At 53.0% G+C, this 13,752-nt stretch carries 14 protein-coding genes and 5 tRNA genes; all 19 read left to right on the plus strand.

Features of this window, described 5'->3' with window-relative positions; translation table 11 throughout:
- Positions 1–39 precede the first annotated feature (39 nt).
- The 19 genes from sucC to nadA all read left to right on the plus strand — a co-directional run bounded on the left by sucC (position 40) and on the right by nadA (position 13,731).
- Positions 40–1,206 carry an ADP-forming succinate--CoA ligase subunit beta gene (sucC, locus tag UR289_RS02095; RefSeq protein ID WP_023310791.1) on the plus strand — a complete coding sequence of 389 codons (1,167 nt, stop codon included), beginning with the start codon at positions 40–42 and terminating at the stop codon, positions 1,204–1,206.
- Positions 1,206–2,075, plus strand: coding sequence for a succinate--CoA ligase subunit alpha (gene sucD / locus UR289_RS02100; protein ID WP_008501094.1), 870 nt, complete (start codon positions 1,206–1,208; stop codon positions 2,073–2,075). The genes sucC and sucD overlap by 1 nt, the downstream gene beginning before the upstream one ends.
- Before the next feature lie 732 nt (positions 2,076–2,807).
- Entirely contained in the window at positions 2,808–4,376 is a 1,569-nt protein-coding gene (cydA, locus tag UR289_RS02105) for a cytochrome ubiquinol oxidase subunit I (protein WP_023310795.1), read from the plus strand.
- Between the two features lie 15 nt (positions 4,377–4,391).
- Complete coding sequence (gene cydB, locus UR289_RS02110; protein ID WP_039261312.1) at positions 4,392–5,531, plus strand: cytochrome d ubiquinol oxidase subunit II; 1,140 nt, start codon at positions 4,392–4,394, stop codon at positions 5,529–5,531.
- Between the two features lie 14 nt (positions 5,532–5,545).
- The gene (gene cydX / locus UR289_RS02115) at positions 5,546–5,659 is read left to right on the plus strand and encodes a cytochrome bd-I oxidase subunit CydX (protein WP_003858598.1); all 114 of its coding nucleotides are present in this window, start codon (positions 5,546–5,548) and stop codon (positions 5,657–5,659) included.
- Positions 5,659–5,949, plus strand: a complete 291-nt coding sequence (gene ybgE, locus UR289_RS02120; protein ID WP_010428735.1) for a cyd operon protein YbgE — start codon at positions 5,659–5,661, stop codon at positions 5,947–5,949. Before cydX ends, ybgE begins: the two co-directional genes overlap by 1 nt.
- A gap of 148 nt (positions 5,950–6,097) precedes the next feature.
- The gene (gene ybgC / locus UR289_RS02125; RefSeq protein WP_003858593.1) at positions 6,098–6,502 is read left to right on the plus strand and encodes a tol-pal system-associated acyl-CoA thioesterase; all 405 of its coding nucleotides are present in this window, start codon (positions 6,098–6,100) and stop codon (positions 6,500–6,502) included.
- Positions 6,499–7,191: a Tol-Pal system protein TolQ gene (tolQ, locus tag UR289_RS02130; RefSeq protein ID WP_008501101.1), complete on the plus strand. Its 693-nt coding sequence runs from the start codon at positions 6,499–6,501 to the stop codon at positions 7,189–7,191. The genes ybgC and tolQ overlap by 4 nt, the downstream gene beginning before the upstream one ends.
- A gap of 3 nt (positions 7,192–7,194) precedes the next feature.
- Positions 7,195–7,623: a colicin uptake protein TolR gene (gene tolR, locus UR289_RS02135; protein ID WP_003858589.1), complete on the plus strand. Its 429-nt coding sequence runs from the start codon at positions 7,195–7,197 to the stop codon at positions 7,621–7,623.
- A gap of 28 nt (positions 7,624–7,651) precedes the next feature.
- Positions 7,652–8,938, plus strand: a complete 1,287-nt coding sequence (gene tolA / locus UR289_RS02140; protein WP_029740419.1) for a cell envelope integrity protein TolA — start codon at positions 7,652–7,654, stop codon at positions 8,936–8,938.
- A 134-nt stretch (positions 8,939–9,072) separates the two neighbouring features.
- Positions 9,073–10,365 (plus strand): Tol-Pal system beta propeller repeat protein TolB, encoded by a 1,293-nt coding sequence (gene tolB, locus UR289_RS02145; protein ID WP_008501103.1) that lies wholly within the window; start codon positions 9,073–9,075, stop codon positions 10,363–10,365.
- A 35-nt stretch (positions 10,366–10,400) separates the two neighbouring features.
- Entirely contained in the window at positions 10,401–10,922 is a 522-nt protein-coding gene (gene pal, locus UR289_RS02150; RefSeq protein WP_003858578.1) for a peptidoglycan-associated lipoprotein Pal, read from the plus strand.
- A 9-nt stretch (positions 10,923–10,931) separates the two neighbouring features.
- Positions 10,932–11,726, plus strand: coding sequence for a cell division protein CpoB (cpoB, locus tag UR289_RS02155; RefSeq protein ID WP_048976319.1), 795 nt, complete (start codon positions 10,932–10,934; stop codon positions 11,724–11,726).
- 161 nt (positions 11,727–11,887) lie between these two features.
- Positions 11,888–11,963: transfer RNA gene (locus UR289_RS02160), tRNA-Lys, on the plus strand.
- Between the two features lie 123 nt (positions 11,964–12,086).
- Positions 12,087–12,162, plus strand: a tRNA-Val gene (locus tag UR289_RS02165).
- A 3-nt stretch (positions 12,163–12,165) separates the two neighbouring features.
- Positions 12,166–12,241, plus strand: a tRNA-Lys gene (locus UR289_RS02170).
- 41 nt (positions 12,242–12,282) lie between these two features.
- Positions 12,283–12,358: transfer RNA gene (locus UR289_RS02175), tRNA-Lys, on the plus strand.
- Positions 12,359–12,389: 31 nt separating this feature from the next.
- A tRNA-Lys gene (locus tag UR289_RS02180) sits at positions 12,390–12,465 on the plus strand.
- A gap of 222 nt (positions 12,466–12,687) precedes the next feature.
- Positions 12,688–13,731, plus strand: a complete 1,044-nt coding sequence (nadA, locus tag UR289_RS02185; protein ID WP_167818321.1) for a quinolinate synthase NadA — start codon at positions 12,688–12,690, stop codon at positions 13,729–13,731.
- Positions 13,732–13,752 lie beyond the last annotated feature (21 nt).

A 13,752-nucleotide genomic window follows, 5' to 3' on the forward strand; every position in this document is an offset into this window, starting at 1 on the left:
AGCACGACCTAACGATTACCTGAAGGATGGATAGAACACATGAACTTACATGAATATCAGGCCAAACAGCTGTTTGCCCGGTATGGCTTACCGGCTCCGGTGGGTTATGCCTGTACTACCCCGCGTGAAGCAGAAGAAGCCGCATCTAAAATCGGTTCCGGCCCTTGGGTAGTTAAGTGTCAGGTTCACGCTGGTGGCCGTGGTAAAGCGGGCGGTGTGAAGGTTGTTAAGAGCAAAGAAGAGATTCGTGCGTTTGCTGAACATTGGCTCGGCAAGCGTCTGGTAACGTACCAGACAGATGCGAACGGCCAGCCGGTTAACCAGATCCTGGTTGAAGCGGCGACCGATATCGCGAAAGAACTGTACCTGGGCGCGGTTGTTGACCGTAGCTCCCGTCGCGTGGTGTTCATGGCGTCTACCGAAGGCGGCGTGGAAATCGAAAAAGTGGCGGAAGAGACCCCGCACCTGATCCACAAAGTGGCAATCGATCCGCTGGCAGGTCCAATGCCTTACCAGGGTCGCGAGCTGGCGTTCAAACTGGGCCTGGAAGGCAAGCTGGTTCAGCAGTTCACCAAGATCTTCATGGGTCTGGCGAACATCTTCCTGGAGCGCGACCTGGCGCTGATCGAGATCAACCCGCTGGTGATCACCACCCAGGGCGACCTGATCTGCCTCGACGGCAAGCTGGGCGCTGACGGCAACGCGCTGTTCCGCCAGTCCGATCTGCGCGAAATGCGCGATCAGTCTCAGGAAGATCCGCGTGAAGCGCAGGCTGCACAGTGGGAGCTGAACTACGTAGCGCTGGACGGCAACATCGGCTGCATGGTTAACGGTGCGGGCCTGGCAATGGGCACCATGGACATCGTTAAGCTGCACGGCGGTGAGCCAGCAAACTTCCTCGACGTAGGCGGTGGCGCAACCAAAGAGCGCGTAACCGAAGCGTTCAAAATCATCCTCTCTGACGACAACGTGAAGGCCGTTCTGGTTAACATCTTCGGCGGCATCGTTCGTTGCGACCTGATCGCCGACGGTATCATCGGTGCGGTAGAAGAAGTGGGTGTTAACGTTCCGGTGGTTGTGCGTCTGGAAGGTAACAACGCTGAACTCGGCGCGAAAAAACTGGCTGACAGCGGCCTGAATATTATTGCAGCGAAAAGTCTGACGGATGCAGCTCAGCAGGTTGTTGCCGCAGTGGAGGGGAAATAATGTCAGTTTTAATTAATAAAGATACCAAGGTTATCTGCCAGGGCTTCACCGGTAGCCAGGGGACTTTCCACTCCGAACAGGCGATTGCCTACGGCACGCAGATGGTTGGCGGCGTAACGCCAGGTAAAGGCGGCACCACGCATCTGGGCCTGCCGGTATTCAACACCGTGCGTGAAGCCGTAGAAGCGACGGGCGCAACCGCGACCGTGATCTACGTTCCGGCACCGTTCTGCAAAGACTCCATTCTGGAAGCGATCGACGCAGGCATCAAGCTGATCATCACCATCACTGAAGGCATCCCGACGCTGGATATGCTGACCGTGAAGGTGAAGCTGGATGAAGCAGGCGTGCGCATGATCGGCCCGAACTGCCCTGGCGTTATCACCCCGGGCGAGTGCAAAATCGGCATCATGCCTGGCCACATTCACAAGCCGGGTAAAGTGGGCATCGTGTCTCGTTCCGGTACGCTGACCTATGAAGCCGTTAAGCAGACCACCGATTACGGCTTCGGCCAGTCCACCTGCGTGGGCATCGGCGGTGACCCGATCCCGGGCTCTAACTTCATCGACATCCTGAAGCTGTTCCAGGAAGATCCACAGACCGAAGCGATCGTGATGATCGGTGAGATCGGCGGTAGCGCGGAAGAAGAAGCCGCTGCTTACATCAAAGAACACGTGACCAAGCCAGTTGTCGGTTACATTGCGGGTGTGACCGCGCCGAAAGGCAAGCGTATGGGTCACGCAGGCGCGATCATTGCCGGTGGTAAAGGTACGGCTGATGAGAAATTCGCAGCGCTGGAAGCCGCAGGCGTGAAAACCGTTCGCAGCCTGGCGGATATCGGCGAAGCACTGAAATCCATCATTAAGTAAGTCCTCTCTGCTCCCCGAAAGGGGGGCGTTGAAGTATAAAAATGTCCGTTTCGACATGGTTGGCCGCTGTAAAGCGGCCTTTTTTATTGCCTGCCGGGCGTCATGCAATAGTCACTAAATGGTGTTAATTAGAGAGGGGGGTAAAAGTAAAATAATTGTTATTTATTTACCTTAAAGAGGGCGGATGGAAAAAAACGAAAAACGCACTAAAATTTATGTCCTGAATAAATTAGGCATTCGGGCTTCTGAGTTAATAAAAATCACTTCTGTTTATATTCATCAATCGACTTGATAACCTTAATTGTATTTTATATACATATCTTTAACATGGTTTTTACTATGTTCACCACATCAAAACACATTTAACACAACGGATTGTTTTTGATTTAAATCAATGTTTAATCCTTGGAAAAACCCATCAAAAGGCGGTAAATTGTCCCCGATCAAAATGGCCGAAAAGTGGTAATTTTGCTATAAATTGATCGCCGTCGAAAAACGTAAATGTGATTCAATAAAAACCTGTTTATTGTAAGGGTTTTGCAGCGTATTATATTTGCGGGATCAATTTGAGTTTTTTATTAACGTATTTGTAACCTCACGTCATCGTTTTTATCCTCCTTCAGGGTAATAACGACGACAAGGATGCGAATAATTTGTATTGGGGCATGCGTGTGGATCTCTCTCTGACGGGGTTCACTCTCGGAGTCTTCATGCGATGAGCAAGGAGTCATGATGTTAGATATAGTCGAACTGTCGCGCTTACAGTTTGCCTTGACCGCGATGTACCACTTCCTGTTTGTGCCACTGACGCTCGGTATGGCGTTCCTGCTGGCCATTATGGAAACGGTATACGTTCTCTCCGGCAAACAGATTTATAAAGATATGACCAAGTTCTGGGGCAAGTTGTTTGGTATCAACTTCGCGCTGGGCGTGGCAACCGGTTTGACCATGGAGTTCCAGTTCGGGACTAACTGGTCTTACTATTCCCACTATGTAGGGGATATCTTCGGTGCGCCGCTGGCCATTGAAGGTCTGATGGCATTCTTCCTCGAATCCACCTTTGTAGGTCTGTTCTTCTTCGGCTGGGACCGTCTGGGTAAAGTCCAGCATATGGCGGTGACCTGGCTGGTGGCATTAGGTTCGAACCTGTCCGCGCTGTGGATTCTGGTGGCGAACGGCTGGATGCAGAACCCTATCGCGTCTGATTTCAACTTCGAAACCATGCGTATGGAGATGGTCAGCTTTGCCGAGCTGGTCCTCAACCCGGTTGCGCAGGTTAAATTCGTTCACACCGTGGCTTCTGGCTATGTGTGCGGCGCGATGTTTGTACTGGGCATCAGCTCTTACTACATGCTGCGCGGTCGTGACTTCGCCTTTGCTAAGCGCTCCTTTGCTATCGCTGCAAGCTTCGGTATGGCTGCAATCCTCTCTGTTATCGTTCTGGGTGATGAATCCGGTTACGAAATGGGTGACGTGCAGAAAACCAAACTGGCCGCCATCGAAGCCGAATGGGAAACCCAACCGGCGCCTGCTGCCTTTACGCTGTTCGGTATTCCGGATCAGGACGCGCAGGAAAACCGCTTCGCCATTCAGATCCCTTATGCGCTGGGTATCATCGCCACCCGTTCTGTTGATAAGCAGGTGACCGGTCTGAAAGAGCTGATGGTTCAGCACGAAGAGCGTATCCGTAACGGTATGAAAGCCTACTCGCTGCTGGAACAGCTGCGTGCCGGTTCTACCGACCAGGCCGTTCGCGACCAGTTCAACAACGTGAAGAAAGATCTGGGTTACGGTTTGCTGCTGAAGCGTTATACCCCGAACGTTTCTGATGCGACAGAAGCGCAGATCCAGATGGCAACCAAAGATTCTATTCCACGCGTTGCGCCACTGTACTTCGCATTCCGTATCATGGTGGGCTGCGGCATCATCATGCTGCTGATCATTGCGGCGTCCTTCTGGTCCGTGATTCGTAACCGCATCGGCGAGAAAAAATGGCTGCTGCGCACCGCGCTGTACGGTATTCCACTGCCGTGGATCGCGATTGAATCCGGCTGGTTTGTTGCGGAGTACGGCCGTCAGCCATGGGCGATTGGTGAGGTACTGCCAACGGCGGTAGCGAACTCGTCCCTGACAGCGGGCGACCTGATCTTCTCCATGCTGCTGATTTGTGGTCTGTACACCCTGTTCCTGGTGGCTGAACTGTTCCTGATGTTCAAGTTCGCGCGCCTTGGCCCAAGCAGCCTGAAAACCGGTCGCTATCACTACGAGCAGTCCACTGCGACTACTCAGCCGGCACGCTAAGACAGGAGTCATCAAATGATCGATTATGAAGTATTGCGTTTTATCTGGTGGCTGCTGGTTGGCGTTCTGCTGATCGGTTTTGCCGTCACGGATGGTTTCGACATGGGGGTGGGGATGCTCACCCGTTTCCTCGGTCGTAATGACACCGAGCGTCGAATCATGATCAACTCCATCGCCCCTCACTGGGACGGTAACCAGGTGTGGCTGATCACCGCTGGCGGCGCGCTGTTCGCTGCCTGGCCGATGGTCTACGCGGCTGCGTTCTCCGGCTTCTACGTGGCGATGATTCTGGTGCTGGCCTCTTTATTCTTCCGTCCGGTTGGTTTCGACTACCGTTCCAAGATTGAAGACACCCGCTGGCGCAACATGTGGGACTGGGGCATCTTCATCGGTAGCTTCGTTCCACCGCTGGTGATCGGCGTGGCGTTCGGTAACCTGCTGCAGGGCGTACCGTTCCACCTGGACGAATACATGCGTCTTTACTACACCGGTAACTTCTTCCAGCTGCTGAATCCGTTTGGTCTGCTGGCCGGCGTGGTGAGCGTGGCGATGATCATCACTCAGGGCGCAACCTATCTGCAGATGCGTACGGTTGGTGAACTGCACCTGCGTTCTCGCGCGACGGCTCAGGTCGCTGCGCTGGTGACGCTGGTCTGCTTCGCACTGGCCGGTGTGTGGGTGGTGTACGGTATCGATGGCTACGTGGTGACGTCTGCAATCAACCATACTGCGCCGTCTAATCCGCTGACCAAAGAAGTGGCGCGTCAGGCTGGCGCCTGGCTGGTGAACTTCAATAACACCCCTGCGCTGTGGGCGATCCCGGCTCTGGGCGTATTGCTGCCGCTGCTGACCGTGTTGACGTCTCGTCTGGAGAAAGGCGCGCTGGCGTTCGTGTTCTCTTCGCTGACCCTGGCGTGCATCATCCTGACGGCGGGTATTGCGATGTTCCCATTCGTCATGCCATCCAGCACCATGCTGAATGCTAGCCTGACCATGTGGGACGCAACGTCCAGCCAGCTGACGCTGAACCTGATGACGTATGTTGCTTGCGTGTTCGTACCGATTATCCTGCTCTACACCACCTGGTGTTACTGGAAAATGTTCGGTCGCATCACTAAAGAACATATCGAAAGCAACACCCACTCTATGTACTAAGTAAGGAGCTGAATATGTGGTATTTCGCATGGATTTTAGGGACGCTTCTTGCCTGTGCATTTGGTGTCATCACTGCCCTGGCGCTTGAGCACGTCGAAGCGACCAAAGCGGGTGAAGAAAAACACTGATGAATATTATCGCGACGCTTTACGCGGTAATGGATAAGCGCCCGCTACGGGCGCTTTCTTTAGTGATGGCATTACTGCTGGCAGGTTGTATCTTCTGGGACCCTTCGCGCTTTGCAGCGAAAACCAGCGAGCTTGAAATCTGGCACGGCTTTCTCATTATGTGGGCGGTGTGCGCAGGTGTGATCCACGGCGTGGGCTTTCGTCCGAAAGCCGTTCACTGGCAGGGAATTTTTTGCCCGCTGATTGCCGATCTGGTGCTTCTCGCCGGTTTGATTTTCTTCTTCTTCTGAATAAGAAATGTCCGTTAACGTTATGGGCTTACCCGAGCCCATAAAAATTTACTCTCCGTTTACTTTCTCCCATTCCCAACCCTCTTTCCCGCGCGTATAGTAGCGAAGTTTAAAAGCATTAACTTTTGTTGCATTACCGGGATGTAAAGTGAATACAACGCTGTTTCGATGGCCGGTTCGTGTCTATTACGAAGATACCGATGCCGGTGGTGTGGTTTACCACGCCAGCTACGTTGCTTTTTATGAACGGGCACGCACAGAGATGCTGCGCCATCATCACTTTAGTCAACAGGTGCTGTTGGCTGAGCGAGTTGCCTTCGTGGTACGCAAGATGACGCTTGAGTATTTTGCGCCTGCCAGACTCGACGATATGCTCGAAGTCCAAACTGAAATTACATCAATGCGCGGGACCTCACTGGTTTTCACGCAGCGGATAGTCAACGCAGAGAATACCGTACTGAACTCAGCTGAAGTGCTGATTGTTTGTGTTGATCCAACCATAATGAAGCCTCGTGCGCTTCCTAAGTCTATTGTCGCGGAGTTTAAGCAGTGACTGACATGAATATCCTTGATTTGTTCCTGAAGGCAAGCCTTCTGGTTAAACTTATCATGTTGATTTTGATTGGTTTTTCAATCGCATCCTGGGCCATCATCATCCAGAGAACGCGTATCCTCAATGCCGCTGGCCGTGAAGCTGAAGCGTTTGAAGATAAGTTCTGGTCGGGTATTGAGCTTTCTCGTCTTTATCAGGAAAGCCAGGGACGCCGTGAAAACCTTACAGGCTCCGAGCAAATTTTTTATAGCGGTTTCAAAGAGTTTGCTCGTCTGCATCGTGCAAACAATCATGCGCCGGAAGCGGTTGTAGAAGGTGCCTCGCGTGCGATGCGTATCTCTATGAACCGTGAGCTGGAAAATCTCGAAACGCATATTCCATTCCTCGGCACTGTCGGTTCCATCAGCCCGTATATCGGCCTGTTTGGTACCGTGTGGGGGATCATGCACGCCTTTATCGCGCTGGGCGCGGTGAAGCAGGCGACGTTGCAGATGGTTGCACCGGGTATCGCTGAAGCACTGATTGCGACCGCTATCGGTCTGTTTGCGGCAATTCCTGCGGTTATGGCTTACAACCGTCTGAACCAGCGCGTGAACAAACTGGAACTGAACTACGACAACTTTATGGAAGAGTTCACTGCGATTCTGCACCGTCAGGCGTTTACCAGCACCGAGAGCAACAAGGGGTAAACCATGGCCAGATCGCGTGGACGAGGTCGTCGCGAGCTCAAGTCCGAAATCAATATCGTTCCACTGCTGGACGTCCTGCTGGTACTGCTGCTGATCTTCATGGCGACAGCGCCAATCATTACCCAGAGCGTGGAAGTGGATCTGCCGGATGCGACAGAATCACAGGCGGTGAGCACCAATGACGATCCTCCGGTTATCATTGAGGTTTCCGGCGTAGGGCAATACAGCGTCGTGGTAGAGAAAGATCGTATGGATCAGCTGCCGCCTGAGCAGGTTATTGCTGAAGCGCAGCGTCGTCTGGAGTCAAATCCGAAAACGGTCTTCTTAATCGGTGGCGCGAAAGACGTACCCTACGATGAAATTATTAAAGCGCTGAACTTGCTACATAGTGCGGGTGTTAAGTCAGTTGGCTTAATGACCCAACCTATTTGATCATCCGCGTAGTTTTTGGGAACCGATAGTGTCAAAGGCAACCGAACAGAACGACAAGCTTAAGCGAGCGATAATCGTCTCCGCAGTGCTGCACGTGATTCTCTTTGCAGCGCTGATCTGGAGTTCGTTCGACGAGCATATTGATGCATCAGCCGGTGGCGGTGGAGGGTCTTCCATTGACGCCGTGATGGTGGATCCCGGTGCGGTAGTACAGAACTATAATCGCGAACAGCAGCAGAAGGCGAGTGCCAAACGGGCTGAAGAGCAGCGTGAAAAACAGTCGCAACAGCAGGCGGAAGAACTGCGTGAAAAGCAGGCCGCAGAGCAGGAGCGTCTGAAGCAGCTTGAGAAAGAGCGTTTGCAGGCGCAGGAAGCTGCGAAAGAGCAGGCGGAACAGCAGAAGCAAGCCGAAGAGGCCGCGAAGAAAGCACAGGAACAGCAAAAGCAGGCGGAAGAGGCGGCAGCAAAAGCCGCAGCGGACGCGAAAGCACAGGCTGATGCCCAGGCAAAATTAGCGGCAGAAGCAGCGAAGAAAGCCGCTGCTGATGCTCAGAAGAAAGCTGAAGCGGAAGCGGCGAAGAAAGCCGCTGCCGATGCTCAGAAGAAAGCTGAAGCGGAAGCGGCGAAGAAAGCCGCTGCTGATGCTCAGAAGAAAGCCGAAGCGGAAGCCGCGAAAAAAGCCGCTCAGGAAGCAGAGAAGAAAGCTGCTGCCGAGGCCGCGAAGAAAGCGGCTGCTGCTGAGAAAGCGGCTGCAGAAAAAGCTGCCGCCGCTGAAAAAGCCGCTGCCGATAAAAAAGCTGCAGCTGAGAAGGCTGCCGCCGATAAGAAAGCTGCAGCTGAGAAGGCCGCTGCCGATAAGAAAGCTGCTGCTGATAAAGCGGCGGCCAAAAAGGCCGCGGCTGCTGAAAAAGCCGCTGCTGCCGCAGGGGTTGACGATCTGCTGGGCGATTTAAGCTCCGGTAAGAATGCACCGAAAACGGGCGGTGGGGCGAAAGGAAACAACGCAGCGCCGACGGGAAGTGGTAACACTAAGAGTAACGGTGCGACAGGGGCTGAAATCAACGGTTATGCCGCGCAGATTAAATCCGCTATTGAAAGCCGATTCTATGATGCGTCTTCCTATACCGGTAAAACGTGTACGTTGCGTATAAAACTGGCTCCGGACGGCATGCTGCTGGATATTAAGTCTGAAGGTGGCGACCCGGCTTTATGTACTGCGGCCCTAGCTGCAGCGCGTCAGGCGAAGATGCCTAAACCGCCGTCTCAGGCAGTTTACGAAGTCTTCAAAAATGCGCCGCTGGACTTCAAACCTTAAGTTACATTTTCCCCGTGCAAACGGGGAAAAATAGACCAGGTTTAGTCACAGGGTTCTGGTAGTTTTGTCTATTTGAGTTTGTTAACATTCTGCTAAATTATCGTGGGTAAGGTTACCCGGATAAGGGAGATATGATGAAGCAGGCATTACGTGTAGCATTTAGTTTTTTAATGCTGTGGGCAGCAGTACTGCACGCAGAAGTACGTATCGAGATCACCCAGGGGGTGGACTCGGCACGCCCAATCGGTGTTGTTCCGTTCCAGTGGGCCGGTCCTGGCGCTGCACCTGAAGATGCCGGTGGCATCGTGGCGGCTGACCTGCGTAACAGCGGTAAATTCAACCCGTTAGATCGTTCTCGTCTGCCTCAGCAGCCGGGCAGCGCGCAGGAAGTACAGCCTGCAGCATGGTCTGCACTGGGTATTGATGCCGTGGTTGTGGGTCAGGTTACGCCTAACCCGGACGGCTCTTACAACGTGGCCTGGCAGCTGGTGGATACCGGCGGTGCACCGGGTACCGTTTTGGCACAGAACTCTTACAAGGTCACTAAGCAGTACCTGCGCTACGCGGCACACGCTGCCAGCGATGCGGTATTTGAAAAACTGACCGGCATTAAAGGGGCGTTCCGTACCCGTATTGCTTATGTGGTGCAGACCAACGGTGGTCAGTTCCCGTATGAGCTGCGCGTATCTGACTACGACGGCTACAACCAGTTCCTGGTGAAACGTTCTTCTCAGCCGCTGATGTCTCCAGCCTGGTCTCCGGACGGTTCTAAACTGGCCTATGTAACCTTCGAAAGTGGCCGTTCAGCGCTGGTTATCCAGACGCTGGCAAACGGTGCTGTTCGTCAGGTGGCGTCTTTCCCACGTCACAACGGTGCGCCTTCCTTCTCTCCGGACGGGTCTAAACTGGCGTTTGCGCTGTCAAAAACCGGTAGCCTGAACCTGTACGTGATGGACATTGGCTCTGGCCAGATCCGTCAGGTGACCGACGGTCGCAGCAACAACACTGAACCTTCATGGTTCCCGGATAGTCAAAACCTGGCGTTTACTTCTGACCAGGCTGGCCGTCCACAAATCTATAAAGTCAACATCAACGGCGGTGCTCCGCAGCGTATTACCTGGGAAGGTTCGCAGAACCAGAACTCAGACGTGAGCAGCGACGGTAAATTTATGGTAATGGTGAGCTCCAACGGTGGGCAGCAGCACATTGCCAAACAGGATCTGGTAGCGGGTGGCGTTCAAGTTCTGTCGTCAACGTTCCTGGATGAAACGCCAAGTCTGGCACCTAACGGCACGATGGTAATCTACAGCTCTTCTCAGGGGATGGGATCTGTGCTGAATCTGGTTTCTACAGATGGGCGTTTCAAAGCGCGTATTCCGGCAACTGATGGACAGGTAAAATCACCTGCCTGGTCGCCGTATCTGTAAATAATAATTAATTGATTACTAAAGGAATCATAGAAATGCAACTGAACAAAGTGCTGAAGGGGCTGATGATCGCTCTGCCTGTAATGGCAATCGCAGCGTGTTCTTCTAACAAGAACGCCAGCAATGACCAGAGCGGCGAAGGCATGATGGGTGCCGGCACCGGTATGGACGCGAACGGCAATGGCAACATGTCTTCTGAAGAGCAGGCGCGTCTTCAGATGCAGCAGCTGCAGCAGAACAACATCGTTTACTTCGATCTGGATAAATACGACATCCGTTCTGACTTCGCTGCGATGCTGGATGCTCACGCTAACTTCCTGCGTAGCAACCCATCTTACAAAGTCACCGTAGAAGGTCACGCGGACGAACGTGGTACTCCAGAGTACAACATCTCCCTGGGTGAACGTCGTGCTAACGCTGTTAAAATGTACCTGCAGGGTAAAGGCGTTTCTGCTGACCAGATCTCCATCGTTTCTTACGGTAAAGAAAAACCTGCAGTACTGGGTCACGACGAAGCGGCTTACTCCAAAAACCGTCGTGCCGTACTGGTTTACTAAGAGAATTGCATGAGCAGTAACTTCAGACATCATCTGTTGAGTCTGTCGTTACTGGTTGGAATAGCGGCCCCCTGGGCCGCTTTTGCTCAGGCACCAATCAGTAGTGTCGGCTCAGGCTCGGTAGAAGACCGGGTCACTCAACTCGAGCGTATTTCTAACGCTCACAGCCAGCTTTTAACCCAACTCCAGCAACAACTTTCTGATAACCAAAACGATATTGACTCTCTCCGCGGCCAGATTCAGGAAAGCCAGTATCAGTTGAACCAGGTTGTGGAACGTCAGAAGCAGATTTTGCTGCAGATAGATAGCCTGAGCAGCGGTGGTGCAGCAGCACAAGCACAGCCAGCCGCGGGCGATCAGACCGGTGCGGCGACATCAGCTCCGGCTGCGGATGCTTCTGCTGCAACAGGTGCGCCTGTACAGAGCGGTGACGCGAATACGGACTACAACGCGGCCATTGCCCTGGTGCAGGATCAATCTCGTCAGGATGACGCGCTTGCTGCGTTTCAGAACTTTGTTAAGAAATACCCTGATTCCACTTATCAGCCAAATGCGAATTACTGGCTTGGTCAGCTGAATTACAACAAGGGTAAAAAGGACGATGCGGCGTTTTATTTTGCCTCTGTGGTGAAAAATTACCCGAAATCGCCAAAAGCGCCTGATGCGATGTATAAAGTGGGCGTCATCATGCAGGACAAAGGCGACACTGCGAAAGCCAAAGCGGTTTACCAGCAGGTGGTCTCCAAATTCCCGGGTACCGAAGGTGCTAAGCAGGCGCAAAAACGTCTGAATTCGATGGGATGATTATCGCATGACCAGAAATCGCGTTATTTCTGGTCGTGCAGCATGATTCGTAAGCAGTTAAGTGATCTTCATCGAAATTTTTGTTGCGCTGAATTCTTAAATCAGTAATATATGCCGCCGTTGCCACGGGATATCAAACAACGTGAAAACAGCGTAAAAGTGGGTCGTTAGCTCAGTTGGTAGAGCAGTTGACTTTTAATCAATTGGTCGCAGGTTCGAATCCTGCACGACCCACCACTAAGTCAGGTGGAAGTAGTAAAACGTGAAGGATAACGTTGCGTCAGCAACGGCCCGTAGGGCGAGGCGAAGCCGAGTCATCCTGCACGACCCACCACTTAACGCACACCAGCAGTACAGAGTGGGTGATTAGCTCAGTTGGTAGAGCATCTCCTTTACACGGAGGGGGTCGGCGGTTCGAGCCCGTCATCACCCACCACTCGGGTCGTTAGCTCAGTTGGTAGAGCAGTTGACTTTTAATCAATTGGTCGCAGGTTCGAATCCTGCACGACCCACCAATTTTATTGGTTCCGAGTGATAATTCAGGCAACACCCAAAAGGGTCGTTAGCTCAGTTGGTAGAGCAGTTGACTTTTAATCAATTGGTCGCAGGTTCGAATCCTGCACGACCCACCAGCCTGAATAAATTTGAAGTACATCCCGCAAGGGGTCGTTAGCTCAGTTGGTAGAGCAGTTGACTTTTAATCAATTGGTCGCAGGTTCGAATCCTGCACGACCCACCAGTGTAGAAAGGCGCCCTAAAGGCGCCTTTTTGCTATCTGCCGTCTGTGCAGGTCGGGCAAGGCGAAGCCGCCAGCCGACAAATGCTATCCGCACCTATTTCCGGTGACTTTTCCTCTCATATTCGCTATCTTGTTTAGTATACAAAACACAATTGCCATGCGTTTTGCTATGTCATGCAAAAGAAAGGCAATATTGTTAAGCCCGTAAAACGAGAAGCCATAATGAGTGTGATGTTTGATCCTGAAGCCGCAATCTATCCGTTTCCGCCAAAGCCTGTCCCGCTGAGCCAGGACGAAAAGCAATTCTACCGTGAGAAGATCAAACGTCTTCTCAAAGAACGAGATGCGGTGATGGTAGCCCATTACTACACCGACCCGGAAATTCAGCAGCTGGCGGAAGAGACCGGCGGCTGTATTTCCGACTCACTGGAGATGGCACGCTTCGGTGCAAAACATCCTGCTTCCACGCTGCTGGTTGCTGGCGTGCGTTTTATGGGCGAAACGGCAAAGATCCTGAGCCCTGAAAAAACCATTCTGATGCCGACGCTTAACGCGGAGTGTTCACTGGATCTCGGCTGCCCGATTGACGAATTCACGGCCTTCTGTGACGCCCACCCTGACCGGACCGTGGTGGTTTACGCCAACACCTCTGCGGCGGTAAAAGCACGGGCAGACTGGGTTGTCACCTCCAGCATCGCCGTTGAGCTGATTGAACATCTGGATAGCCTGGGCGAGAAAATTATCTGGGCGCCTGACCGCCACCTTGGAAATTATGTCCAGAAGCAGACGGGGGCTGACGTTCTCTGCTGGCAGGGTGCCTGCATTGTGCACGACGAATTCAAAACCCAGGCGCTGGCGCGCATGAAGGCACTTTATCCTGACGCCGCGATTCTTGTTCACCCTGAATCACCGCAGTCTATTGTCGAGATGGCGGACGCCGTGGGCTCAACCAGCCAGCTTATCAACGCGGCCAGAACGCTGCCTAACAGACAGCTCATCGTGGCAACCGATCGCGGTATCTTCTACAAGATGCAGCAGGCCGTGCCGGAGAAAGAGCTCCTTGAAGCGCCAACGGCAGGTGAGGGCGCAACGTGCCGCAGCTGTGCGCATTGCCCGTGGATGGCGATGAACGGCCTGAAGGCCATTGCCGAAGGGCTAGAGACGAGCGGGGCAGCACATGAAATCCATGTGGATGCCGCCCTGCGTGAAGGTGCGTTAATTCCGCTTAACCGCATGCTGGATTTTGCGGCTACACTACGTACTTAATTCAAAACGCCCCGGGGAAAA

This window comes from Enterobacter sp. 302C9 (assembly GCF_034106085.1).
In the GTDB taxonomy this organism is placed as follows: domain Bacteria; phylum Pseudomonadota; class Gammaproteobacteria; order Enterobacterales; family Enterobacteriaceae; genus Enterobacter; species Enterobacter asburiae_B.

What these genes read in the sequence shown, in the direction of transcription:
- cydX (WP_003858598.1), top strand. Translation starts at nt 5,546, where the DNA reads ATGTGGTATTTCGCATGGATTTTAGGGACGCTTCTTGCCTGTGCATTT.
- nadA (WP_167818321.1), top strand. Translation starts at nt 12,688, where the DNA reads ATGAGTGTGATGTTTGATCCTGAAGCCGCAATCTATCCGTTTCCGCCA.
- cydB (WP_039261312.1), top strand. Translation starts at nt 4,392, where the DNA reads ATGATCGATTATGAAGTATTGCGTTTTATCTGGTGGCTGCTGGTTGGC.
- tolB (WP_008501103.1), top strand. Translation starts at nt 9,073, where the DNA reads ATGAAGCAGGCATTACGTGTAGCATTTAGTTTTTTAATGCTGTGGGCA.
- cydA (WP_023310795.1), top strand. Translation starts at nt 2,808, where the DNA reads ATGTTAGATATAGTCGAACTGTCGCGCTTACAGTTTGCCTTGACCGCG.
- cpoB (WP_048976319.1), top strand. Translation starts at nt 10,932, where the DNA reads ATGAGCAGTAACTTCAGACATCATCTGTTGAGTCTGTCGTTACTGGTT.
- sucD (WP_008501094.1), top strand. Translation starts at nt 1,206, where the DNA reads ATGTCAGTTTTAATTAATAAAGATACCAAGGTTATCTGCCAGGGCTTC.
- ybgE (WP_010428735.1), top strand. Translation starts at nt 5,659, where the DNA reads ATGAATATTATCGCGACGCTTTACGCGGTAATGGATAAGCGCCCGCTA.
- sucC (WP_023310791.1), top strand. Translation starts at nt 40, where the DNA reads ATGAACTTACATGAATATCAGGCCAAACAGCTGTTTGCCCGGTATGGC.
- tolR (WP_003858589.1), top strand. Translation starts at nt 7,195, where the DNA reads ATGGCCAGATCGCGTGGACGAGGTCGTCGCGAGCTCAAGTCCGAAATC.
- pal (WP_003858578.1), top strand. Translation starts at nt 10,401, where the DNA reads ATGCAACTGAACAAAGTGCTGAAGGGGCTGATGATCGCTCTGCCTGTA.